The organism is Streptomyces jeddahensis (assembly GCF_001642995.1).
Classification (GTDB): Bacteria; Actinomycetota; Actinomycetes; order Streptomycetales; family Streptomycetaceae; genus Streptomyces; species Streptomyces jeddahensis.
Genome location: NZ_LOHS01000081.1, coordinates 1 through 24,126 on the forward strand (window position 1 = coordinate 1; position 24,126 = coordinate 24,126).

Annotated in this window: 18 protein-coding genes and 1 riboswitch; of the genes, 9 read left to right on the top strand and 9 right to left on the bottom strand. The window is 70.9% G+C overall.

Going from position 1 to position 24,126, the window contains the following annotated elements:
- Positions 1 to 198: 198 nt before the first annotated feature.
- Positions 199 to 1,494: an ATP-binding protein gene (locus STSP_RS16815; protein ID WP_198547365.1), complete on the top strand. Its 1,296-nt coding sequence runs from the start codon at positions 199 to 201 to the stop codon at positions 1,492 to 1,494.
- Positions 1,491 to 2,225, top strand: coding sequence for a LuxR C-terminal-related transcriptional regulator (locus STSP_RS16820; protein ID WP_067278304.1), 735 nt, complete (start codon positions 1,491 to 1,493; stop codon positions 2,223 to 2,225). The genes STSP_RS16815 and STSP_RS16820 overlap by 4 nt, the downstream gene beginning before the upstream one ends.
- A gap of 104 nt (positions 2,226 to 2,329) precedes the next feature.
- Here STSP_RS16820 and STSP_RS16825 read toward each other — a convergent pair whose 3' ends face one another.
- The 4 genes from STSP_RS16825 to STSP_RS16840 form a co-directional block, all read right to left on the bottom strand.
- Positions 2,330 to 2,653 carry a plasmid stabilization protein gene (locus STSP_RS16825; protein ID WP_067278557.1) on the bottom strand — a complete coding sequence of 108 codons (324 nt, stop codon included), beginning with the start codon at positions 2,651 to 2,653 and terminating at the stop codon, positions 2,330 to 2,332.
- Positions 2,654 to 2,675: 22 nt separating this feature from the next.
- Positions 2,676 to 3,695 carry a non-homologous end joining protein Ku gene (ku, locus tag STSP_RS16830; RefSeq protein ID WP_067278307.1) on the bottom strand — a complete coding sequence of 340 codons (1,020 nt, stop codon included), beginning with the start codon at positions 3,693 to 3,695 and terminating at the stop codon, positions 2,676 to 2,678.
- Positions 3,696 to 3,736: 41 nt separating this feature from the next.
- Positions 3,737 to 4,198 carry an SRPBCC family protein gene (locus tag STSP_RS16835; RefSeq protein WP_067278310.1) on the bottom strand — a complete coding sequence of 154 codons (462 nt, stop codon included), beginning with the start codon at positions 4,196 to 4,198 and terminating at the stop codon, positions 3,737 to 3,739.
- A 282-nt stretch (positions 4,199 to 4,480) separates the two neighbouring features.
- Positions 4,481 to 5,539, bottom strand: a complete 1,059-nt coding sequence (locus tag STSP_RS16840; RefSeq protein WP_067278313.1) for a C40 family peptidase — start codon at positions 5,537 to 5,539, stop codon at positions 4,481 to 4,483.
- A gap of 363 nt (positions 5,540 to 5,902) precedes the next feature.
- Here STSP_RS16840 and STSP_RS16845 point away from each other — a divergent pair, with 363 nt between their 5' ends.
- Positions 5,903 to 6,256: a hypothetical protein gene (locus STSP_RS16845; protein WP_067278316.1), complete on the top strand. Its 354-nt coding sequence runs from the start codon at positions 5,903 to 5,905 to the stop codon at positions 6,254 to 6,256.
- Between the two features lie 121 nt (positions 6,257 to 6,377).
- On the opposite strand, the gene STSP_RS16850 is transcribed toward STSP_RS16845, so the two are convergent.
- Positions 6,378 to 7,562: a C40 family peptidase gene (locus tag STSP_RS16850; RefSeq protein ID WP_067278317.1), complete on the bottom strand. Its 1,185-nt coding sequence runs from the start codon at positions 7,560 to 7,562 to the stop codon at positions 6,378 to 6,380.
- Positions 7,563 to 7,570: 8 nt separating this feature from the next.
- Positions 7,571 to 7,765: riboswitch (cyclic di-AMP (ydaO/yuaA leader) on the bottom strand.
- A 352-nt stretch (positions 7,766 to 8,117) separates the two neighbouring features.
- Between STSP_RS16850 and pcrA the strand changes: the two genes are divergently transcribed.
- Complete coding sequence (gene pcrA / locus STSP_RS16855; protein WP_067278320.1) at positions 8,118 to 10,583, top strand: DNA helicase PcrA; 2,466 nt, start codon at positions 8,118 to 8,120, stop codon at positions 10,581 to 10,583.
- A 142-nt stretch (positions 10,584 to 10,725) separates the two neighbouring features.
- On the opposite strand, the gene STSP_RS16860 is transcribed toward pcrA, so the two are convergent.
- Together STSP_RS16860 and STSP_RS16865 are read right to left on the bottom strand one after the other, a co-directional pair.
- Positions 10,726 to 12,372, bottom strand: coding sequence for a M23 family metallopeptidase (locus STSP_RS16860; protein ID WP_067278329.1), 1,647 nt, complete (start codon positions 12,370 to 12,372; stop codon positions 10,726 to 10,728).
- A gap of 223 nt (positions 12,373 to 12,595) precedes the next feature.
- The gene (locus tag STSP_RS16865) at positions 12,596 to 13,465 is read right to left on the bottom strand and encodes a lipase family alpha/beta hydrolase (RefSeq protein ID WP_067278331.1); all 870 of its coding nucleotides are present in this window, start codon (positions 13,463 to 13,465) and stop codon (positions 12,596 to 12,598) included.
- Positions 13,466 to 14,093: 628 nt separating this feature from the next.
- Here STSP_RS16865 and STSP_RS16870 point away from each other — a divergent pair.
- A complete protein-coding gene (locus STSP_RS16870) occupies positions 14,094 to 14,504 on the top strand; it encodes a cobalamin B12-binding domain-containing protein (protein ID WP_067278333.1) in 411 nt (136 codons plus the stop codon).
- 278 nt (positions 14,505 to 14,782) lie between these two features.
- On the opposite strand, the gene STSP_RS16875 is transcribed toward STSP_RS16870, so the two are convergent.
- Both STSP_RS16875 and STSP_RS16880 read right to left on the bottom strand, forming a co-directional pair.
- Complete coding sequence (locus STSP_RS16875) at positions 14,783 to 16,384, bottom strand: DUF5691 domain-containing protein (RefSeq protein ID WP_067278334.1); 1,602 nt, start codon at positions 16,382 to 16,384, stop codon at positions 14,783 to 14,785.
- A 112-nt stretch (positions 16,385 to 16,496) separates the two neighbouring features.
- Positions 16,497 to 17,846 (bottom strand): SWIM zinc finger family protein, encoded by a 1,350-nt coding sequence (locus STSP_RS16880; RefSeq protein ID WP_067278560.1) that lies wholly within the window; start codon positions 17,844 to 17,846, stop codon positions 16,497 to 16,499.
- Positions 17,847 to 17,980: 134 nt separating this feature from the next.
- On the opposite strand from STSP_RS16880, the gene STSP_RS16885 reads away from it, so the two are divergent.
- The 4 genes from STSP_RS16885 (at position 17,981) to STSP_RS38450 (ending at position 24,079) form a co-directional block, all read left to right on the top strand.
- Positions 17,981 to 19,162 (top strand): ATP-binding protein, encoded by a 1,182-nt coding sequence (locus STSP_RS16885; protein WP_067278336.1) that lies wholly within the window; start codon positions 17,981 to 17,983, stop codon positions 19,160 to 19,162.
- Positions 19,159 to 21,774, top strand: a complete 2,616-nt coding sequence (locus STSP_RS16890) for a DUF5682 family protein (protein ID WP_078067248.1) — start codon at positions 19,159 to 19,161, stop codon at positions 21,772 to 21,774. Before STSP_RS16885 ends, STSP_RS16890 begins: the two co-directional genes overlap by 4 nt.
- Complete coding sequence (locus tag STSP_RS16895; protein ID WP_232789674.1) at positions 21,771 to 22,973, top strand: VWA domain-containing protein; 1,203 nt, start codon at positions 21,771 to 21,773, stop codon at positions 22,971 to 22,973. Before STSP_RS16890 ends, STSP_RS16895 begins: the two co-directional genes overlap by 4 nt.
- Positions 22,974 to 23,080: 107 nt before the next feature.
- Positions 23,081 to 24,079, top strand: coding sequence for a PT domain-containing protein (locus tag STSP_RS38450; RefSeq protein WP_157902844.1), 999 nt, complete (start codon positions 23,081 to 23,083; stop codon positions 24,077 to 24,079).
- Positions 24,080 to 24,126: the final 47 nt, after the last annotated feature.

The following is a 24,126-nucleotide window of genomic DNA, read 5'->3' on the forward strand; positions in this document are numbered from 1 at the left end:
CGCCGCTCCCGTTGTGGGCAATCGTTCCGCAGGGCGGAACGGGTGGGCACAACCCACGACGTACGGTGCCCTCGCGTCGTACCCGGACCCCGTCTCAGGGCGGCGCCCAACGCAGAAGGCCCACGGCCAGTCCCGTCAGGGACGTCTCCGGGTCCAACCCTGATGACCGGCGCCGCGAGGCATGTGACCATCGGTGGCATGCCGGAAGCCGCCGCCCCCACCACCGCCCCGCGCCCCCTCCGCAAGCTCTACCGCAGCAGCGACGGCCGCTGGCTCGGCGGAGTGGCGAGGGGCCTCGCCGGGCACCTCGGCCTGCCCGTCGGCTGGGTGCGGCTCGTCTTCGTCGGCCTGTTCATGGCGGACGGCCTGGGCGCCCTGCTCTACGCGGCGTTCTGGTTCTTCGTCCCGCTCGGCGTCGGCGGCGTCGACGCCGAGCGCCCCCCGGCGGTCACCACGGAGACGGCCCCCGACGGTCGCCGCAGACTCGTGGCCCGCAAACCGGACAAGGGCCAGATCGTCGCCCTCCTCGCCATGGTCGTCGTGGCCATGGTCTTCGTCGGCAACGTCGACCTGGGCGGCCCCGCCAAGGCGTACCTGTGGCCGGCCCTGCTGGTGGGCGCCGGTGTCGCCCTGGTCTGGCGGCAGGCGGACAACGCGCGGCGGGCCCGCTGGATGGAGGTCGGCCGGCGCCGCCGCACCCTGACCCTCCTGCGCTCGGCGGCGGGCGTCCTGCTCGTCGGCACCGGAGTCACCGGCATCTTCGTGCTGCAGGGCTCGGCCGAGCACCTCGGCTCCGTGCTCCAGGCGGCGCTCGCCGTCCTGGTCGGCATAGCCCTGCTCGCCGGTCCCTATCTCGTCCGCATGACCCAGGACCTGTCCGAGGAACGGCTGATGCGTATCCGCGCACAGGAGCGGGCGGAGGTCGCCGCACACGTGCACGACTCGGTCCTGCACACGCTGACGCTGATCCAGCGCAGCGCCGAGAACCCCGGCGAGGTCCGGCGCCTGGCCCGCGCACAGGAGCGCGACCTGCGCGCCTGGCTGTACAAACCGGAGGGTTACGGCAAGTCCGCGGAAGACGCAGCCGAGGAGCCGGACACGCTCGCCGAGGCGGTACGGCGCAACGCCGCCGAGGTCGAGGACAAGCACGGCGTCCCCATCGAGGTCGTGGTCGTCGGGGACTGCCCGCTCGACGAGAAACTGGGCGCACAGATGCAGGCCGCGCGGGAAGCAATGGTGAACGCCGCCAAGTACGGTGGCGAGGGCGGGGCGGTACAGGTCTATGCCGAGGTCGAGGACGGGACCGTCTTTGTGTCGGTCCGGGACCGGGGGCCGGGCTTCGATCTCGACTCCGTCCCCGAGGACCGGATGGGCGTACGAGAATCGATCATCGGCCGTATGCAGCGCAACGGCGGTACGGCGCGGTTGCGTGCCGTGCCGGGCGGCGGCACCGAGGTCGAGCTGACCATGGAGAGGGCGGAGAAGACGTCATGAGCGACGTGGCGGGGGCGAACGAGCCGATCGGGACGAACGATCCTGCGGAGCCTGCCGCGGGCGCGGCCGGGCGTCGCGTACGGGTCGTCCTGGTCGACGACCACCGTATGTTCCGCACGGGAGTCCAGGCCGAGATCGGCCAGACCGAGCAGACCGGGGTCGAGGTGGTCGGCGAGGCCGCCGACGTCGACCAGGCGGTCGCGGTCATCACCGCGACGCGCCCGGAGGTGGTGCTGCTCGACGTGCATCTGCCCGGTGGCGGAGGCGTCGAGGTGCTGCGGCGCTGTGCCTCCCTGATGGCCGACGCGGAGCGGCCCGTCCGGTTCCTGGCGCTGTCCGTCTCGGACGCCGCCGAGGACGTCATCGGCGTCATCCGCGGCGGCGCACGCGGCTATGTCACCAAGACCATCACCGGCAGCGATCTGGTCGATTCGATCTTCCGCGTGCAGGAGGGCGACGCGGTCTTCTCACCGCGTCTGGCCGGCTTCGTCCTCGACGCGTTCGCGTCCACCGACGCTCCGCCGGTCGACGAGGACCTGGACCGCCTCACCCAGCGCGAACGCGAGGTGCTGCGGCTCATCGCCCGCGGCTATGCGTACAAGGAGATCGCCAAGCAGTTGTTCATCTCCGTGAAGACGGTCGAGTCGCACGTCTCGGCGGTGCTGCGCAAACTCCAGCTCTCCAACCGCCACGAACTGACCCGCTGGGCCACAGCACGCCGCCTGGTCTGACCAGCCGCGCCCCTGAAGGGGCGCGGGGAACTGCGCGACCAGCCACGACGGCGCCGCAGATGATCGACGGCCCATCGCGGCAAACGGCACTCCCAGCGGAGCGTTCAGCTGCCGAGCGCCCTCTTCAGCTCCGCCTTGTTCATGCTGGAGCGCCCGTCGATGTTGCGCCGCTTCGCCTCCGCGTACAGCTGGTCGTACGTCGGTTCCTGCGAGCCGGAGCGGGACCGCTCTCCGCCGCGCTTGGACGGGGACTTGTCCTGCGTAGAACTGCGGCTGGCGGTGCGGGACTCGCCGGATTGCGCGCGTTCCTTGTTCACCGTGCGGGCCGCGATCTCCTTGGCTCGCTTCGTGCTCTCTCCGCGCTGTTCGGCACTCTCCTTGATGTGCTCGTACTGGCGCTCTCGTTTCTGGCTGGATCCTCTTGGCATGATCTTCACCTATCTGTCTCTCTCAGGCGGCTTTCTTCCGCCGAGTGGCCTTGCTCAAGGCGTCGATGAGTTCTTCGCGGTTCATCCGGGAACGGCCCGGAACCCCGATTTCCGTGGCCCGCTCGTAAAGCTCTTCCTTCTTCATTCTCCTCAGTTCCGGCCCCGCTTCCCGCTTCGCTTTCCGGACGGCCGACGGACTGCCGCCGGCAGCCTTCTTGCGTCCTTTACCGCCGGCCCTTTCCCCGGCCCGGTCGATGCTGGCCTGAAGGGCCTGCATGAGGTCTACGACATTGGTGGCCTCGGGAGGCGCCTGCGCGACCGCGGTCTCCTCGCCCTGGCGCTTGGCCTCGACGAGTTCCGCCACCTTCTCCTCGTACGTGTCCCGGTATTCCTCCGGATTCCAGTCGACCGAAAGACCGTCGATGAGGCGTAGCGCAAGGTCCACTTCCTTCCCGGATTCCTTGCCGGACAGATCCATACCTTCCGGCAGGCCGGGCACGGTCTCCTGCGGATCGCGTATTTCGTCGGCCCAGTGCATGGTCTGCAGGACGAGGACGCCGGGCTGGGCCCGCACGGCCGTCAGATACTGCTTGCTGCGCATCACGAACGTGGCGATCCCGGCACGGTTCGATCTCTCCAGGGCCGTGCGCAGCAGCTGGTAGACCTTCACGTACTCCTTGCCGCGCGGCCCCAGGTAGTAGGTCCTGTCGAAGTACACCGGCTCCACGTCGTTCAGGTCCACGAAGCCGCTGATCTCCACCAGCTGGGACTTTCCGGGGGCGATCCGGTCGAGCTCCTCGCGCTCGACGACGACGTACTCCGCGCCCTCCTCCTCGTCGCCGAGCGGGTACCCCTTGACGGTGTTCTCAAAGGGCACCTCCCGGCCCGTGCGCTCGTTGACCCGCTTGTTGCGGACCCGGTCGGAGGTGCCGCGCTGCAGCAGGCGGAAGTGCGTGGTGTGGTCCTCGATGGCCGTGTACAGCGATACGGGGACCGTCACCAGGCCGAAGCTGAGGACGCCCGACCAGATCGCTCGCGCCATCGCGGATCACCTCCGTTCCGCGTCGGGAGAACGAGAAGCGGTCAGCCCCCCGGAGTGATCCGGCCGCGCCAGGCGCCCGTTTCGTGGCCGCGCTCCTCGATGTAGTGCTTGAAGCGCTTCAGGTCACCCTTGGCCCGGCGGCTGATGATGCCCGCCATGTCGGCGGTCTTCTCCGCGACACCATGGGGCTCGACGTCAAGGGCGAGGTTGATCCGGGTGTGCGTGTCGTCGAGGCGCTGGAAGGTCACCACGCCCTTCTGCTTCACCTCGCCGGACGTGGTGCGCCAGGCGACCCTTTCGTCGGGGAGCTGGTCGACGATTTCCGTGTCGAACTCCCTGCGGGCCCCGGCGACATTCGTCACCCAGTGGTTGTGCCGGTCGTCGATCTGCCTGACCTGTTCCACGCCTTCCATGAAATTCGGGAACTCCTCGAACTGCGTCCACTGGTTGTACGCGGTGTGCAGCGGGACGTCCACGTCGACAGACTCCATGGTCGTGCTCATGGGGTGTCTCCTCCTTTCGGCGGGGACCGCTCCGGCGATCCTGGACCGCTCCGGCGATCCCCCTGAGCAACGGGAATCGTCGGTATTCGGCTTCCCCTAAGAGGAGGGCCTAACCAAGTGGGCTTGTCCTTGTTCGCGTCGATATGCGCCGGGGGGTATGGGGCGCGGATGCGCTTACGGCGGCTCTGCCGCAGTCGTCACCGGCGCCGCTCCGCCCCCCGGTGCCGTCGCGCTACGCCTCCGCGCCATCGCCGCTACGCCACCCGCGCCGTCGCGTCGCCACTACGCCACCCGCGTCGCCCCCGCGAACGGCATCTGGTCGATGGGTGCGATCCGTACCGGTGCGCTCGGGTTCGGGGCATGGATCATCCGGCCATTGCCCACGTAGATGCCGACATGGCTCACGCTCGAGTAGAAGAAGACCAGATCACCCGGGCGCAGTTCGGAGCGCGGGATGCGCCGGCCCGCGTCGATCTGGGCATACGTCGTGCGGGGCAGGGAGACGCCCGCCGAGCGGTACGCGGCCTGGGTGAGGCCGGAGCAGTCGAAGGCGTTCGGCCCTGTGGCGCCCCACACGTAGGGCCTGCCCAGCGCCCGGTACGCGTAGGAAATCGCCGCGCCCGCCCGGGAGTTGGGGGCGGCGACGGCCGATCCGTCGGGAAGGGCCCCCGGACCGCCGGAACCGGAGTCGCCGTACGCGCCCCCGGCCCCGAAGATTCCCTCGCGTTCGTCCGCCGAGAGGCGGTTGAGGAGCCGCTGCGCCTCGGACAGCTTCGCCGTCACCGTCTTCTTGTGCCGCTTCAGTTCCGCCTCACGGGCCTGAAGTTCGTCGAGCCGGCCGTCGGCCTCCTCGCGGAGCTGCTCGATCTGCCGGAGCTGCTTCTGGACTCCTGCGACGTCCGCGGCCTGGCGGTGCCCGGCGCGCTCTGCAAGCGCCGCGCGCTCCAGGTACTGGTCGGGGTCGGAGGAGAGCGCCAGCTCCACGCCCGGGTCGAGGGCGCCTGAACGATACTGCGCAGCGGCGGCCGAACCCAGCGCACCACGCGCGGAGTTCAGCCGCTCCATCCTGCGCGCCGCCTCGTCGCGCAGCTCGTCGACTGCCTTCTCGGCCTCACCGGCCTGCTCCTTGGCGCCGTTGTACTTCTCGGTGGCGACCTCGGCCTCGTGGTAGAGCTCGTCGACCTTGGCCTTGACCTGGGCGGGGGTGAGATCCGGCGCCGCGTGACCGGTGCCGTCCAAGGCCGTCGCGGTCGCCGCTCCGGCGAGCGCGAGGGTGGTGGCGGCGGTGCGGGCCGTATGGCCGCTGAGCGAGCGCTGTCGGGGCTTGCGGTGCGCTGCCACGGGGCTCCACGTCCTTCCGGGGGCGTGCGGCCGCCGAGGGAACCGCGGTGGGGACGGGTGTCCGGCGGCGGCCCGCACAGGGGGAGCGCGCCGCCGCCGGACCTTCTCGGCGGAGGTGTCCGACTGCCGCCCCTGGCCCGGGCGGCGGTGGGGAGCCGGGCACCTGGGGAAGCACGCTAAACCCGCCCGTCGCCGACTGGTGACGCGATGTGCGCAACTGGCCGGAGTGGACTGTCCAGTGTCTGTATGTGACCGCGGGCCCGACAGGCCGCCGCCCCCTTGCCGTACGCCTGTGACCGTTGCGCCGCAAGGGGCACCCCTGCCCGGAGGACGGTGCTACCGGCCCGGTTAGGCTCCGGCCTCATGGACGTACTCATCCATCTCTTCGTCGGCCTGCACATCATCGGTATCGCCTCGCTCCTGGGAGGTTTTCTCACCCAGATGAAGGCGATGGGCGAGGGCACCGCCCGGTTCGGCCCGGCGATGCTGCACGGCGCGCTCACGATGCTCGTCACGGGCGTGATCCTGGTCGGCCTCAACCAGGCCGACGACCAGCCGGTCAACAACATAAAGATCGGCGTGAAGCTGGCGCTGCTGATCGTGATCCTCGGGCTCGTGTACGTGAAGCGCGACGAGGAGACGGTGGACAAGAGGGCGTTCGGCCTGGTGGGTCTGGCGACCATGGCGAACGTGTTCATCGCGGTTCTGTGGACCTGACGGACCAGACGGACCTGACGCATCCTGTGGATCTGACGGACGCGACGCATCCCGTGGACCCGACGCAGCAGGGGGTCTGGGGCCGAAGCCCCAGACCCCCTGCTCCATGCTGCCGCGGCGGCTACACCGGCCGCACCACGCTGTGGATCGGCATGTAGTAGATCGACTCGACCCGCACGTTCGCCCCCGGCTTCGGCGCGTGGATCATCTCGCCGTTGCCGATGTAGATCCCGACGTGGCTGATGTCGTCGTAGAAGAACACCAGGTCACCGGGCTGGGCGTTGTCGACGGAGACGGTCGTGCCGACCTTCACCTGGTCCCAGGTGGTGCGCGGCAGCGACACCCCGGCGGCCTTCCACGCGGCCTGCGTGAGCCCGGAGCAGTCGTACGAGCCGGGACCCGTGGCCCCCCAGACGTACGGCTTCCCTATCTGGGCCTCGGCGAAGTCGATGACCTTGGCGGCCAGCGCGGCGTAGCTGGAGGACCCGGTGCTGGAGCCGGCGCTGCCGGAGTCACTCCCGCTGTCGGTCCCGGAACCGGCGGTGGCCTCCTGCTCGGCCTGCTCCTGCGCCTCCTGGCGCTGCCGCTCCTCCTCGGCCTGCTGCCGTGCCAGCTCCTCCGCCTTGCGCCGGGCCTCTTCCTCCTTCTTTCGCTCGATCGCCGCGAGCCGCGCCTTCTCCTCGGCGGTCAGCTTCGACAGCAGCTCGCGCGCCTCGCTGAGCTTCTGCTGGACGTCCTGCTTGCTCGCCTTCAGGTCCGCCTGCGACTCGGTCAGCGTCTCGAGGGACTCCGTCGCCTCCTCGCGCTTCTTCGTCGTCTCGATCTGCTGCGTCTGGTAGTCGTCGACCGCTTCCTTCTGCCGGCTGGTGAGCCGGTTCATCAGCTGGCTCTGGTCGAAGTACTCCTGGGGGTCCTCGGCGAGGAGCAGCGTGGCGGTGCCGGAGACGGCCGACCCGGTCCGGTACTGCGCGGCGGCGAACGAGCCGAGCTCCTGGCGTGCCTCGTTCAGCTTCTCGGTGCGCTCGGCCACGTCGTCGAGCAGCCCGTCGACGCGCGTGCGCTGCTGGTCGGTGCGTTCCTTGGCCGCGTTGTACTTCTGGGTGGCGACCCCCGCCTGACGGTAGAGGTCGTCCACCTTCTTCTGGACCTCTTCGAGGCTGGGCTTCGGCGCGGCGGTCGCGGCGGTCGCGGTCTGTGACATGAGCGCCACGGAGGTGAGGGCGGCGGCGGTGAAGCCGACCGCGGGGGACGTACGGAGGCCGGGGATGAGCTGGCCGGTGTTCCGCGGCTTGCGGTGCGACGCCAAGGGAGGCGACTCCTTCCGTGGACCGCCTACCGGGTTAGCTGTCGGGTTCGGGCGGGTGGTTCGGAAGGACTGCCCTACGGTCCGTCGCCTTCTGCGCGCGGCCTGCCGCGCGCATTCGGTACCGGACCGATTCACCCCAAGATCAGAGTGGGTCCCCGGCTCCGGCTGCCGTGCGGGCGCACCGGACTCGGCGCAGGCGACCCGTCCCGGCGTCGTTCGCCGGCGGGGTACGGGCAGCCCGCCGGGCACGCTAGCCAACCCGTGTGGCCCCTGTGAAGGTTGATGTTCGATATGCCCGATACATTTTCGTGACCTTGACTCTTCGGCGGGGACATAGGAGAAATTGCTGAGCAAAACGGAAGACCCACGCCACGTTGTGGGCAGTCGTTCCGCATGGCTGGGGGCACCTCCCAGCGGTAGCTGGGGGAGGGTGGGCACAACGCCACGACGGCGGGTCCCTCGCGTTCATACCCGGGCCTCGTGCCGAAGGCGGCGGGGGCCCGACTTCCCAAGGCGGCAGTGGGTGTCGGTGCGGCGGCCTAGACTCGAGAAGCGATGAGCAGCCTCTTTGATGACAGCTTCCTGGCCGCCCTCCAGCCCGCACCGCGGGACGTGGACGAGGAGCCCCCGCCGCCGCCCGAGGACAGTGCCCCGGAAGACATCCCGGACGACCTGTTCGAGGGCCGGTTCGACGTGCCTCCGCCGCCCCGGGACGCGTACTACCGGGACGGCGCGCCCCGCCCTGCCATCGACCCGGCCGCGCTGCTCCACGGGCTGAACGACGAGCAGCGCGCCGCCGTCGTGCACGCCGGCTCGCCGCTGCTCATCGTGGCCGGCGCCGGCTCCGGCAAGACCCGCGTGCTGACGCACCGCATCGCGTATCTGCTCGCGGAGCGGGGGGTGCACCCCGGACAGATCCTGGCGATCACCTTCACGAACAAGGCCGCCGGCGAGATGAAGGAGCGCGTCGAGCACCTCGTCGGCCCACGCGCGGGCGCGATGTGGGTGATGACCTTCCACAGCGCCTGCGTGCGCATCCTGCGCCGCGAGTCGAAGAAGCTGGGCTTCACCTCGAGCTTCTCGATCTACGACGCCGCCGACTCCAAGCGCCTCATGGCCCTGGTCTGCCGCGACCTCGATCTCGACCCGAAGCGCTATCCGCCCAAGTCCTTCAGCGCCAAGATCTCCAACCTCAAGAACGAGCTCATCGACGAGGAGACCTTCGCCGCGCAGGCCGCCGACGGCTTCGAGAAGACCCTCGCGCAGGCCTACGCCCTGTATCAGTCGCGGCTGCGCGAGGCGAACGCGCTGGACTTCGACGACCTGATCATGACGACGGTCCATCTGCTCCAGGCCTTCCCGGACGTCGCCGAGCACTACCGTCGGCGCTTCCGGCACGTCCTGGTCGACGAGTACCAGGACACCAACCACGCCCAGTACGCGCTCGTGCGCGAACTGGTGGGCCAGCCGGGCGGGGACGACGACCCGGACCCGGCCGAGCTGTGCGTCGTCGGTGACGCGGACCAGTCGATCTACGCCTTCCGCGGCGCCACCATCCGCAACATCCTCCAGTTCGAGGAGGACTACCCGGACGCGACCACGATCCTCCTCGAGCAGAACTACCGCTCCACGCAGACGATCCTGAGCGCCGCCAACGCCGTCATCGAGCGCAACGAGAGCCGCCGCCCCAAGAACCTGTGGACGAACGCCGGCGCGGGCGCGATGATCACCGGCTATGTCGCCGACACCGAGCACGACGAGGCACAGTTCGTCGCCGACGAGATCGACCGGCTGACGGACGCGGGCGAGGCGAAGTCGGGCGACGTCGCCGTCTTCTACCGCACCAACGCCCAGTCCCGTGTGTTCGAGGAAGTCTTCATCCGCGTCGGCCTGCCGTACAAGGTCGTCGGCGGCGTCCGCTTCTACGAGCGCAAGGAAGTCCGGGACGTCCTCGCGTATCTGCGCGTGCTGTCGAACCCGGAGGACTCCGTCCCGCTGCGCCGCATCCTCAACGTCCCCAAGCGCGGCATCGGCGAGCGCGCCGAGGCGATGATCGACGCCCTCGCCCAGCGCGAGAAGATCAGCTTCGCGCAGGCGCTGCGCCGCGTCGACGAGGCATACGGCATGGCTGCCCGCTCCACCAACGCCGTCAAGCGGTTCAACACGCTGATGGAGGAGCTGCACACCATCGTGGAATCGGGCGCGGGCCCGGCGACCGTCCTCGAAGCCGTACTCGAACGGACCGGCTACCTCGCCGAGCTGCAGGCCTCCACCGACCCCCAGGACGAGACGCGCATCGAGAACCTCCAGGAACTCGCCGCCGTGGCCCTGGAGTTCGAGCAGGAGCGTGCCGAAGGCGAGGCAGGCTCCCTGTCCGACTTCCTGGAGCAGGTGGCGCTCGTCGCCGACTCCGACCAGATCCCGGACGAGGACGAGGAGGGCAGCGGCGTCATCACCCTCATGACCCTGCACACCGCCAAGGGCCTCGAATTCCCCGTCGTCTTCCTGACGGGCATGGAGGACGGCGTCTTCCCGCACATGCGCTCGCTCGGCCAGACCAAGGAGCTCGAGGAGGAGCGGCGCCTGGCGTACGTCGGGATCACGCGCGCGCAGGAGCGCCTCTATCTGACGCGGTCCACGCTGCGCAGCGCCTGGGGTCAGCCGGCGTACAACCCGCCGTCGCGCTTCCTGGAGGAGATCCCCGCCCACCACATGGAATGGAAACGGACGGGATCAGCCGCCCCCGTCTCCTCCGGCCCGGCCTCCGGCGTCGCCGCCTCACTGTCCTCGTCGCGCTCGCGCAGCGCGGCCTCCGGGGCCTCCGGGTTCGCCACACGCCGGGCGTCCGAGAAGCCGGTGGTCTCTCTCGCGGTCGGGGACCGGGTCACACACGACCAGTTCGGCCTCGGCACAGTGGTCGCGGTGAAGGGCACGGGCGCGAACGCAGAAGCGACGATCGATTTCGGCGACCCCAAGCCGAAGCGCCTGCTGCTGCGGTACGCACCGGTGGAGAAGCTGTAGCGGCGGGCAATTGCAGCCCGGCCGGGGGCGTCTCAGCCCGGCCGGGGGCGTCTCTCAGCCCGGCCGGCGTTTGAGGCCAAGGGACGCGGGGGTCTGGGGGCGGAGCCCCCAGAGAAGACTTTCGCCGACGAGCCCACCAGGGCTAAGTCGGATTGATCCCGTGGCTCCGAAGCCAAGGCAGCGGATCTATCGCCGCACCACCACCGGGCCGCACCTCGAAGTGCAGATGCGGCCCGGTGGAGTTGCCCGAGTTCCCGGAGTACGCGATCACGTCACCGGCCTTGACCGGCCCGCTCGAGATCTTGTGGCTGGAGAGGTGGCAGTACCACGTCTCGGTGCCGTCCTTGGCGGTCACGATCGCCATGTTTCCGTACGCGCTGTTCCACTGCACGCGTACGGTGCCGTCCGTCGCGGCCATCACGGGCGTGCCGTAGGAGACGGGGAAGTCGATGCCGGTGTGCACGGACATCCAGTTGATGCCGGACTGGCCGTAGTAGGCGCTGAGCCCATGCTGCGCCACCGGCAGCGCGAACTTCGGCCGCAGCCGCTCCTTGCGCGCCGCTTCCTCGGCCGCCCTCTTGCGCTCGGCCTGCTGCTGGGCCTTGAGGTCGATGCGTTCCTGGGTCCGGCTCGCCCGGTCGGCGAAGTCGCCCGCGTCAGCGGAGAGGTTCTGCAGCTGGGTGTCCAGCTTGTTGTTGGCGACGGACGGCTTCACGGAGCTGGTGTCCGGGGCCGCGGCCGTTGCGCTGTCGTCGTCGCCCAAGTTGCTCACGGAGGCGGCCGCGATGCCCGCGACACCCATCACGCACGCGGACGGCACAGCCACAGTGAGCAGCGCCGAACGTTTGGCGGGGGAGCGCCGGCGGGACCGTGCGCGCGGCACGCGGCCCTCTGAGCGAACCGTGCGCACCGGCGGTGCAGCCGCCGTTTCGCCGGAAGGCGCCTCGTCGAGCGGCAGACCGCGATCGCTGTCGCTGTCGCCGTCGCCGTGGTCGGATTCGTGGCCCCGGAGGCCCTCCTCGGGGGCCGACCCGCCTTCGGCGGAGTCGTGTCGCTCGTACTCGTACGTCGTCGAGCCGCCGTCGGAGTTCCACGCGGTGGCGTCGTACGCGCCCGTGTCGAAGCTCTGGTCGCCGAAGGCGCCTGTTGCGAAGGCCTGCGTATCGAACGTGAGTTGGCCGGAACCATGCTGTTCGGAGGACTGCTGGCCGAGGTCCGGCTGGTCGAAGGCCTGGTTCGCCTGCGTCTCCCACTGACCGGTCTGGCCGTCGACGGCCCACGCACCCGAGTCCCACTGGCCCGTACCGTCGGCGTCCGGCCTGGTGGCCTGCGCGGGAATGTGGGCTGCAAGCTGCTCATATCCGGCGGACGCCCACACCCCGGTCGTGTCGTAACTGCCGGTCTCGTACCCGGCATGGTGCTGCGCCGCATACGGGTCGTAGTTCAGCGTCTCCTGCGTGGCGACCGTCTGCGTCTGATACGCGCCGGTGGCGTCGCCGCCGGCCGCGGCTCCCATGCCCGACCACTGGCCGCTGTCGTACGAGCCGCCTGGGAAGTCACCGAAGAGTGGATCGGTCTCGTAGCCGGGGCTGGTGTAGGAGCCGGTGTTGTAGGAGTCCGTGGCGTAGGAGCCCGTGGAGAACGTGTCGGTCGAATAGCCGTCGTACCCGGTGTAGCCGCCGTGCTGTGCGCTCTGCCCGTCGTAGGAGGCGTAGTCGTAGCGCGCATAGTCGGCGTCTGTTGCCGGTGCCGGGGGAGTTGCGGTCCCCGACGGGTGACGGTCGTTCACCAACTTCTCTTTCGCCTCGACAGCAGGAGCTGGGGTCTGAACCCGCGGCGCTGGCCGCTGAAGTCACACAGTCCCAGGGGCAGAGCAGTGCGGTGACTGTACCCGGCGGTACGCGGACGCGACAATCTTCGGCAGGTTTCGCCCACGCAGGAAACGGGCAATCAGTGGCCTTTCGGCGAACTGCGGGCAGAGCTTTGGCTCTGCGTTCGACTGGCGTTCGACATCAGGCCACCGTCAGACCATCGGCTCGGCTGGCCGGCCGGGGCTCCGTGGCTCCGTCTGCCGCATCCGCGTCGAGCGCCTGCCGGATGCCGTTGGCCACTGCGGGATGCACCGGCAGGGCGAGATGCCCGATCCCGCTCACCTGTACGTTGTGCGCCGTCAGGTCGGGGTGGTCGAGGCAGGCGGTGTCGAGCGGGTCCATCATCTGGTCGAGATCGCTCCAGAAGCTCACGAACCGCGTACGGCAGTCAGGTGCAGGCTGCCTCAGCTCTTCGATGACCTCGGAACCCGGCCGCATCTGCCGGACGATCGGATGCGCGTCCAGCAGCGGCGCGATACGGGTGCCCGAGTGCGGCGTACCGAGAGTGACCAGCGTGCGGACCCGTACGTCGCCGCCGAGCCGCTGCACGTAGTAGCGGGCGATCAGTCCGCCGAGGCTGTGCCCCACGATGTCGACCTCGCGGTGGCCGGTGCGCTCGCAGATCTCCTCTATGTGGCGGCCGAGCAGTTCGGCCGCGGTGCGGATGTCGCAGGTCAGAGGCGAGTAGTTCAGCGATTCCACATGCTGCCTGCCGTGCTGGGCCAGCGAGCGCCGCAGCAGTACGAACACCGAGCGGTTGTCGATGAAACCGTGCAGCAGAACGACGGGGGGTTTCCTCTCCGCCGGCAACTTGGGCGCGTCCGGCCGGGGCAGCTGCGGGGTGACTCTGCGCTCTTGCGTGATGCCCGAGGGGTACAGCAGGAGGTGGCCGGCGAGTATCGCGATTTCGAGGGCGGTCGCCTTCAGCAGGGTGATGGAGAGCCCCGCCAGTCTCCAGGGAAAGAGGCGCTGGCAGAGCGGAAGAATGGGCAGAACCGTCGTGGCCTTCATGGTCGACCGACCTCCCGTCGGCACACGAAGGACGGCTCTGTCCCCCATATGCCCTCGTGGGCAGCCGCGGTGGAGGAGGTCGGCAGTGCACAGGCTGCGTCGTGCTTTTGTCCCGTCTGCGGTGCGTGTAATTCCATTTTTCTCGACGGATGCGGCTCTTGCAGTTGCTGTGAGTAGTGCTTCTGTGGCTCCCTGTGCGAGGGCCGATGCGCTGCCTCGTCGCGCCGTGCGGCCGGGCGGCTGACGGCGTCGAGGCCGCGACCTCTCAGGCGGCTCCCCTGACGCCTGCCCCGGTTACGGCCTGTGTCCCGCCGGATGCGGAGCAGTGCGCGGCGAACGTGTCCCATGGTGTGATTTCCCCCTCTGTCACCGCTGTAAAACTGCCTGTTGCGGGATGCTGGCGATAACGTTCGTTCACTTCCTCGCACCCGCTCGGGTGAGGGCGGTGCCGGGCGAGGCGGCAGCAACCGTGCTTTTGCTCGTTCCCGAGTGCTCGAGTGCTCGAGCACTCGGCCGCGGGGGAGCGGGGGCATGGGTGGTCCGGTGGGCGGTGGCAATCGGCGCCGCCGGTGCAGTCGGTGGTGCAGTGGGTACATGCCGGATGGCATGTCGGTACATGGAGGCAGTGATGGGTGTGGCAACGGGGCCGATCCGCGTGGTGGTCGCCAAGCCGGGGCTCGACGGCCATGATCGAGGGGCCAAGGTGATCGCGCGGGCGCTGCGTGACGCCGGTATGGAGGTCATCTACACCGGTCTGCACCAGACGCCCGAGCAGATCGTCGACACCGCGATCCAGGAGGATGCCGACGCGATCGGTCTGTCCATCCTGTCCGGCGCGCACAACACGCTCTTCGCGCGCGTGCTGGAACTGCTCAAGGAGCGCGACGCGGAGGACATCAAGGTCTTCGGCGGCGGCATCATCCCCGAGGCGGACATCCCCCCGCTCAAGGAGAAGGGCGTCGCTGAGATCTTCACCCCCGGTGCCACGACGGCCTCGATCGTGGACTGGGTTCACGCGAACGTACGACAGCCGGCCTAGCGACATGGCCGTCATGGAGGGCCTGGTCACCAGGGCCCTCCACGACGTCCGTTCACCAGGGCCCTCCACGACGTCCGTTCACCAGGCCGTCCATGACGGCCTGCGGCGCAATGCGACGCCTGTGTGGGTGAGCCTCCCTGGATGCGGCGCTCAGCGACGACGCTCCGCGTGGGCTGTTCGGGTGAAATGTGCCCGTCGCAGCCCGAACGCGGTCGCAGCGGAACCACTGCATGCCGTGTTGCGCCGCAGGCCGACGGGGTGACCGGCTGTGCGCGAGCTCAACGGGCCATGAGCTCCGCCCGCATGGTTGCTCGCAGGCGAAGGGTCCCCACGAGGCGTTGGAATGCCTCCGTCCAGTAGCCCACCGCGCCCGGCGATGCGTCCTCCGGCTCGTCGGGTATGGACGTGAGGCCGTCCAGGCCGGTTGCCGTCGCCGGGTCCAGGCAGCGCTCCGCGAGCCCCATCACACCGCTGAAGCTCCACGGGTAACTTCCCGCATCCCGTGCGATGTTCAGGGCGTCCACGACCGCGCGGCCCAGCGGCTCGGCCCACGGAGTCGCGCACACCCCCAGCAGCTGGAACGCCTCCGACAGGCCGTGCGCCGAGATGAACCCCGCGACCCACTCGGCCCGTTCGCCGGCCGGCAGGGCGGCCAGCAGCTTCGCGCGCTCGGCGAGCGACACTGCGCCGGGGCCCGCGGCGGCCGGCGACGCCGGAGCGCCGAGCAGCGCCCGGGACCAGGCCGCATCCCGCTGCCGTACCGCGGCCCTGCACCACGCGCCGTGCAGCTCGCTCTGCCAGTCGTCGGCGACCGGCAACGCGACTATCTCCTCCGGCGTACGCCCCCCGAGCCGCTCCGGCCAGACGGCGAGCGGTGCCGCCTCGACGAGCTGGCCCAGCCACCAGGACCGTTCGCCCCTGCCCGCGGGCGGCTTGGGCACCACACCGTCGCGCTCCATGTCCGCATCGCACTCGTGAGGCGCCTCGACCACGACGGTCGTTTGCCCCTGCGTACGGTCGAGGGACACGCAGGAGGCCGCGCGTGCCGCCATACGTGCGGCGAGCGCCGAGCCCGGCAGCGCGGACAGCAACTCGGCCGCCGTGGCCCGGACGTTGCGGCTGCGGTCGGCCAGAGCCCTCTCCAGGAACGGCTCGTCCTCGTCGCACAGACCCGTACGCAGTGAGTCGAGAAACATCAGCCTGTCCTCGGCGCGCTCTGTGGACCAGGTCGTGGCCAGAAGCTCGCGAGCCGCAGAGGGATCACGCGCCCGCAACGCGGCCAGCAGCGTGACCCGTTCGGCGAACAGCCCCTCCTGCCAGAGCTGTTCGACCTCCGCCGAGTCCCCGAGGGCGGGCAGTGCGGAGCCGCCGCCCGGAGCGGAGCGCAGCGCGAACCTCCAGTCCGGGTTCAGACGTGCGAGCCATGTCGCACGCGGTCCGGCGAAGGCGAGCGCCTGCGGACGCAGATCCGTTCGCCCCCTGGCCGCGTCGAGGAGCGCGGGCAGGAGCTCCGGCGGGGCCGCGTACCCGTGCTCGTTCGCTGTGGCGAGCCACTGGGGCAGCAGCTCCATGAGGTCGGGGGCCGTTCCACGGCGGCCACCGCTGCCGGCGCCCGGGCGGTCGGCGAGCAGCATCGCGAGCCGTCGCCTGGCCGCGGGCGGCAACGGGGGCCGGGGATCCTGGCCCGCGGGCTCGGGCGGCGTGGCGGCGGCCGCCGGCCGGAGTCCCGCTCTGCGTCGGACGGTCTGCACGGCAGCCGCGTCCAACAGGGCGGTCGGCGCATCTCTTCCGGCGTAGACGACCGGTGGCGTGCGCCGTTCAGTACCGAGCAGCGCTGCCGTGACGAGCTCCTCCCAGGAGGAGCAGGAGGACTCCGTCATGCCGGGGATTCTGTTCACAGGCGTCTCCTTTCGTTGGGAACGAGCCGGACTGGTGTAGGCGTAAGTGCTGGTGCGGGCGGGGTGTAGGCGCTGGTGCGGGCCGGGTGTCGGCTCAGCACAGCGGCACCGGCTCTCCCCGTTCCTCCGGCCATACCGCGAGTGGGATGAAACCGCGGTGACCGCACTCTCCGAAGACCGTGACGGGAGCGCCGCCCGACACGGCGACAAGGCGCCACAGCCGGGAGCCGGACAGCGCGGAGGCGCCGAGAGGCAGCGCGGACTTGCCGTCGGCGTCGGCCAGTTGCCAGCCGTCTCCGTCCGGGGTCGGTATCACGCCGGCCAGCGTCACCGGCCAGGACTCCAGCCAGGGATCGTCCCGCAGCGCCTCGCCGTACCGCGCCACCGCCTGCGCTGTGCTCACGGCCTCCGGCCGCACTGCCGTCGGCGCCGGCGGTGCGAACTGCTCACCGAGGTCCGCCCTCAGCCGGTCGGCGCCCGGATGCGGGGACACCTCGGCGTCGAGCGCCAGACCTACGGGCAGTGCGAGTGCGGGTGCCCGCCCCGCCGCCCCGTACGACAGCAGCTGCACCGTGCGTCCGGACTCCTCGCCGTACAGCCATATCCGGCGGGTCGTCAGATGGCCGTCCGCCGTGTCGTACTGCGCGAGGACCAGCCAGCGGTCACGCACTGCCGGGCCGGCCGCCGCAGTGGGCAGGCCGATGCGTGAACGGACCGTGGCCGCGAGGGACTCCGGCAGCCGCTCGCGGCGCAGCCAGCCCTGGTCGAGGAGGTGGATGAGCGCACACTCCTCCAGCAGCCGCACCGGCCAGCCGGATCCGGAGGACGGTATGGCCCCCAACTCCCGCACCCGTGCGGCCAGCCCGGGCGCCTGGGCGTCGACCATGCGGGCCGCTGTCTCCTCCCACAGCGCATAGCCGCCCTGCTCAGCCGAGGCGAGCCCGGACCGCAGCAGATCGGCCAGGCGCTGCTCCAGCTCCACCGCTCCCGCGGTGATCCGCTCCGCCCGCTTCTCCGCACGGCGCCGGGCCGCCTCCGGATCAGCGGACCGGGCAGGTGCCGTCCCGGACGTGCGTTTCTGCTCGGCCCGCTGCCTGCGGCTCGTTATCCACTGCTCCGCCCACTCCGGCGCCTGCGCATCCGGCACGCTGCCGTCCCCGCCCGCCCAGAGCAGCAGCAGCCCCAGCGCGTGCTTGCACGGGAACTTGCGGCTCGGACAACTGCACTTGTACGCCGGGCCGGCCGTGTCCGCGATGTCCACGACCGTCTGATACGGCTTGCTCCCGCTGCCCTTGCACAGCCCCCACACCGTCCCCTCGCCGGAACTGCCCGTCTCCGACCACGGCCCGGCCGCGCCGAGCCTGCTTCCCGCCTTGCGTGACGCGGCGTCAGGTGCCAGCGCAAGCACCTGGTCCGCCGTCCAGCGCACCCCCTGCTGAGTCATGTCGTCGAAGGTAGGTCCCCCCACTGACAATCGACCTCCGCCGGGGTGTCTGCGCAGGTCAGAGCCGATTGTCAGTGGCGTGGTGCACGGTGGGGACCAGATCCGAGCAGGCCGAGCTGGAGGGGGACCGCGCCATGTCCGTGTCCGTTGAACCGACGTCCGTCGACCCGAGCGGGAAGGCCGACCCGAGCGGGAAGCAGTCCGCGACGGCAACCACGACCGCATCCGCAACGGCGACCGAGGAGCTCCGGCCGCACGCGGAAACCGCGTTCGCCGATGAGCTCGCCGCGCTCGCCGCGCAAGATGACCGGCCGCGGCCGGCTCGCTGGCGCATGTCGCCGTGGGCGGTCGCCACGTATCTGCTCGGCGGCACTCTCGCCGACGGCACGGTGATCACGCCGAAGTACGTGGGGCCGCGCCGCATCGTCGAGGTCGCCGTCACCACGCTCGCCACCGACCGCGCTCTGCTGCTGCTCGGCGTGCCGGGCACGGCGAAGACCTGGGTGTCCGAGCACCTGGCCGCCGCGATCAGCGGCGACTCGACACTGCTGGTGCAGGGCACGGCCGGGACGCCGGAGGAGGCCATCCGCTACGGCTGGAACTACGCGCAGCTGCTTGCGCACGGGCCCAGCCGGGATGCGCTCGTACCGAGCCCCGTCATGCGGGCCATGGCCGAGGGCATGACGGCGCGGGTCGAGGAACTGACCCGTATTCCGGCGGACGTACAGGACACGCTGATCACGATCCTTTCGGAGAAGACCCTGCCGATACCGGAGTTGGGCCAGGAGGTGCAGGCCGTCCGCGGCTTCAACCTGATCGCCACGGCCAACGACCGCGACCGCGGCGTCAACGACCTGTCCAGCGCGCTGCGTCGACGCTTCAACACGGTCGTGCTGCCCCTGCCGGAGAGCGCCGACGCCGAGGTCGACATCGTGGCCCGCCGCGTCGACCAGATCGGACGCTCGCTCGATCTGCCGTCCGCGCCCGACGGCATCGACGAGATCCGCCGGGTCGTCACGGTCTTCCGCGAGCTGCGCGACGGCGTCACGGCCGACGGGCGTACGAAGGTGAAGTCGCCCAGCGGCACGCTGTCGACCGCCGAGGCGATCTCGGTGGTGACGAACGGTCTCGCGCTGGCGGCGCACTTCGGCGACGGAGTGCTGCGGCCGTCGGACGTCGCCGCCGGAATCCTGGGCGCCGTCGTCCGCGACCCGGCCGCGGACCGCGTGATCTGGCAGGAGTACCTGGAGGCCGTGGTGCGTGAGCGGGACGGCTGGAAGGACTTCTACCGCGCGTGCCGGGAGGTGAGCGTATGACCGCGCCCGACACGTCCCGCATCAGGCGGAGAGCGGGCGGCGATGGGCCTCTGCTGCTGGGCGTGCGGCACCACGGGCCCGGTTCCGCCCGGTCCGTGCGGGCCGCTCTGGAGGCGGCCAGGCCCCGGACGGTGCTGATCGAGGGCCCGCCGGAAGCGGACGCACTGATCGCCCTGGCAGCCGACGAGGACATGCGGCCACCGGTCGCGCTCCTCGCCCACGTCGTGGACGAGCCCGGCCGCTCGGCGTTCTGGCCGTTCGCCGAGTTCTCCCCGGAATGGGTCGCCATCCAATGGGCCCTGGAACACGACGTTCCGGCGCGCTTCATCGACCTTCCGGCGACGCACACGCTGGCCTGGCACGGGACGCAGGCCGGTTCCCCGCCGCCGGGGCCGGCCGCGCCACCGGAACCCGCCGGGCCGCCCGGGCCGTCGGAAAGCCCCGAGGCCGTCGCGGCGGAGGAGGCGATGCGGATCGATCCGCTCGCCGTGCTCGCCGACGCCGCGGGCTACGACGACCCGGAGCGGTGGTGGGAGGACGTCATCGAGCACCGGCCCGGGGGAACCTCCCAGGCCTCCAAGGCACTGCGGGGCGACGGCGACGCCTTCGCGCCGTTCGAGGCGCTGGCGGAGGCCATGGGGGCGTTGCGCGACGAGTACGGGCCCGGCGGGCACGACCGTGACCTGATCCGTGAGGCGTACATGCGGATCCAACTGCGTGCCGCGCAGCGCGAGGTCGGCGACGATGTGGCGGTCGTCTGCGGAGCCTGGCACGTGCCCGCGCTGCGGCAGCGGACCACGGTGAGCGCCGACCGGGCGCTGCTCAAGGGACTGCCCAAGGTGAAGGCCGACATGACCTGGGTGCCCTGGACGCACAGGCGGCTGTCCCGCACCAGTGGGTACGGCGCGGGGATCGAATCCCCGGGGTGGTACGGGCATCTGTTCAGCGCCCCTGACCGGCCCGTCGAGCGCTGGATGACACGGGTCGCGGGACTGCTCCGGGGTGAGGACAGGATCGTGTCGTCCGCGCACGTCATCGAGGCGGTCAGGCTCGCCGACACGCTCGCGGTGATGCGCGGCCGCCCGCTGCCAGGCCTGTCGGAGACCACGGACGCGATACGGGCGGTGATGTGCGAGGGCTCGGACGTACCCCTCGCGTTGGTCCACGACAAGCTGGTCGTCGGGGACGTCCTGGGGGAGGTGCCCGCTTCGGCGCCGGCCGTCCCGTTGCAACGCGACCTCACCCAACTGCAGCGGAGGCTGCGGCTCAAGCCGGAGCCGCTGGAGCGGGAGCTGGAGCTGGACCTGCGCAAGGAGACGGACGCGGCGCGCAGCACGCTGCTGCACCGGCTCCGGCTGCTCGGCGTCGACTGGGGCGAGCCCGCCAGACCGACGCGCGGCAGCACCGGCACCTTCCGCGAGACCTGGCGGCTGCGCTGGGAACCGGAGGTGTCGGTGCGGGTCGCCGAGGCCGGGATATGGGGCACCACCGTGCTCGCCGCGGCCACGGCGAAGGCCGAGTCGGACGCCGTCGCCGCCGAAGCGCTGGCCGACGTCACGGCGCTCGCGGAGCGGTGCCTCCTCGCGGAACTTCCCGATGCGCTCCCCGTGGTGATGCGTGTCCTCGCCGACCGCGCGGCTCTCGACACGGACGTCGGCCACCTCGCGCAGGCGCTCCCGGCGCTGGTCCGCTCCCTGCGCTACGGCGACGTACGCGGCACGGACACCCATGCGCTGGCCGAGGTCGCCGCGGGCCTCGCCGAGCGCGTCTTCGTCGGCCTCCCGCCCGCCTGCGCGTCCCTCGACGCGGATGCGGCAGCGGAGATGCGCCGCCACGTCGACGCCGTGCACGGCGCCGTCGGACTCCTCGACGAGCCCGGCGCAGGCGAGGCACCGCCCGGCGCAGCCGAGACCGCGCATGGCGGAGCTGAGGCCGCGCATGGCGCAGCCGAGGCGGTGTCCGGCGGAGCCGAGGCGGTACATGCCGAAGCCGAGGCGGTGCGCGGCGGAATACGGACGCGTTGGCACTCGGTGCTCCGCGTGCTCGCCGGGCGGGACACCGTGCCCGGAGTGATCCGCGGCCGCAGCACGCGACTGCTGCTCGACGACGCGGAGTTGGACGGCGACGAGGCCGGGCGCCTCATGGGGCTCGCCCTCTCGCCGGGCACACCGCCGGCGGATGCGGCGGCATGGATCGAGGGTTTCGTCGGAGGCGGCTCCGGCGGCGGCATGCTGCTCGTGCACGACGAGCAGCTGCTGGCCCTGGTCGACGCGTGGCTCACCGGAGTCTCCGCAGAGGCCTTCACCGACGTACTGCCGCTGCTGCGCCGCACGTTCTCGGCCTACCAACCGGGAGTGCGCCGCACCCTGGGCGAGCTGGTGCGCCGTGGGCCGGCGGGCGCGTCCGGTCCGGCCCACGGCGGCGGTGCGGCACCGCCCGGCTTCGCGCCGGAGCTGGACGGGCTGCGCGCGGACGCCGTGCTCCCCGTGCTGTCCCTGCTGCTCGGGCTGGACGACCCGTCAGGGCGCGGGCTGGACAATCCAGCGCAAACAGCCGCGCCGATACCCGCGCCCGGACACAACGACCTTGCGCTCGCGGAGGCATCGAGGTGAGTACGGCTCTGAACACCGACCCGGCCGCAGAGCGGACCGACGAGCGGCTGCGGCGCTGGCGGCTCGTCCTGGGCGGGGACGCCGCGGACGGCACCGGCTGTGTGCTCACCGGACAGGACGCGGCGATGGACGGCGCCCTGGCCGCGCTGTACGGGAACGGCGAGCACCGTAACGGAAGCAAGGCGCAGCGTGGCAGGGACCGTTCGGCCGGGCTCGGGGCGTCCGCGCCGTCCGTGGCGCGCTGGCTCGGCGACATCCGGACGTACTTCCCGTCCTCCGTGGTCCAGGTCATGCAGCGCGACGCGATCGACCGGCTCGGCCTGTCCACCCTGCTGCTCGAGCCGGAGATGCTGGAGGCCGTGGAGGCCGACGTCCATCTCGTCGGGACCCTGCTCTCGCTCAACAAAGCCATGCCCGAGACGACGAAGGAGACGGCACGGGCCGTGGTGCGCAAGGTCGTCGATGACCTCGAGAAGCGGCTGGCCACCCGCACCCGCGCCACCCTCACCGGGGCTCTCGACCGCAGCGCCCGGATAAGCAGGCCGCGCCATCACGACATCGACTGGAACCGCACCATCGCGGCCAACCTGAAGCACTATCTGCCGGAGTACCGGACGGTCGTGCCCGAGCGGCTGATCGGGTATGGGCGGGCCTCGCAGTCGGTCAAGAAGGAGGTGATCCTCTGCATCGACCAGTCGGGATCGATGGCGGCGTCCGTCGTCTACGCCTCGGTGTTCGGCGCGGTGCTGGCATCCATGCGGTCCATAGCGACCCGGCTTGTGGTCTTCGACACGGCCGTGGTCGACCTGACGGACCAGCTCGACGACCCCGTCGACGTCCTCTTCGGCACCCAGCTGGGCGGCGGGACGGACATCAACAGGGCTCTTGCGTACTGCCAGTCGCAGATCACCCGGCCTCAGGACACGGTCGTCGTGCTCATCTCGGACCTCTACGAAGGCGGAATACGGAACGAGATGCTGAAGCGCGTCGCGGCGATGAAGGCGTCGGGAGTGCAGTTCGTCACACTGCTCGCACTGTCCGACGAGGGGGCACCGGCGTACGACCGTGAGCATGCGGCCGCGCTCGCAGCGCTGGACGCGCCCGCCTTCGCCTGCACGCCCGATCTCTTCCCGGACGTGATGGCCGCGGCGATCGAAAGGCGCCCTCTTCCCATACCGGACATGAGTACCCATCGGTAACGGGGGGCTTGCGTAACCTCGGGCGTCCCATGCGAGGATCGGCATATCGCCCTGACGGAGCGTCGCGTTCCGGCCCGTCCCCTCGCACCGGAGGACCCTCCCCGATCTTGACTTCCCCAGCAGTTCTGCCCGTTGCCGCCCTGCGCGTTGTGCGCACGGCGGCTGGGCGGCGTGTGCTGCAAGTGGCGCTGCTGCTGGGCGGGTTGTTCGTGCTGGGAATGTTCTGCGGCGAGCGGGCGCATGCGGCGGAGAGTGCAGGAGCTCTCGGCGATGCTGCTGCGACCCGCGAAGTCCAGTCGCCGGTCACCGGCCTTGGGACGTCCGAGCAGACGCCCGGCCCGGTCCATCGGGTCGTGCGCCCGGCCGTCGAGCCGGCCGCGGAGCCGGCCGTCACGGCGACCGCGAAGCCGACCGAGCAGCCGACCGCCCAGCCGTCCGTCAAGCCGACTGCGAACCCGGCCGTCAGGCCGACCGCGCAGCCGACCGCGAAGCCGGTCGATGAGGTAGTCGGCAGGGCAGCCGAAGAGCAGGCCGGTGAACGGGTCGACGAGTCGGCCGTGCGACCGGTGCGTCAGCTGGTGGACAGGGCCGTCGGGGCGCTGTCCGACGTGGCGCCGTCGGCGGATCCCGATTGGCAGGACCTGTCCGAGCTGCCCGGACTTCCCGGATTCCCCGGGGCGCCGTCCCTGCCGGGCGGGATACTGCCGGGAGGCGACGGGGTGCAGCCGCCGCAGGGTACGACCGGTGACCAGCCCGGCGGCGAGGCAATGGTGGAGGACGGCGCGCGGACGTCGCCCGATGCCGAGTACGGGTCGGCGTACGGCCCGTGTACGCAGATCGCCCTTGCCGACCGGGACCTGATGGACCGCCACCACGGCGGTGCCGTGCGTCCCGTGCATGTCCCCGCCCGTACGCCGGGTGGGGTGCCGACCGGGGCGATCGTCAACCAGTCGCTGGTCGACACGACTTCGCTGCGGCACGGCGATCTGCATGCCGCGTCGTTCGCGGAAGGCGCCCCGTTCCGGCTCATGCTGTGCGGCACTGCGGCGACGGACGACGCGGGTGTCCGCGACCGGCACCGCGACATCAACGAATTCCCCGGCTAGGGCAGCCCTTTCCCCGCTCGAGACCTGCCGCGCGGGGGCGGGACAGG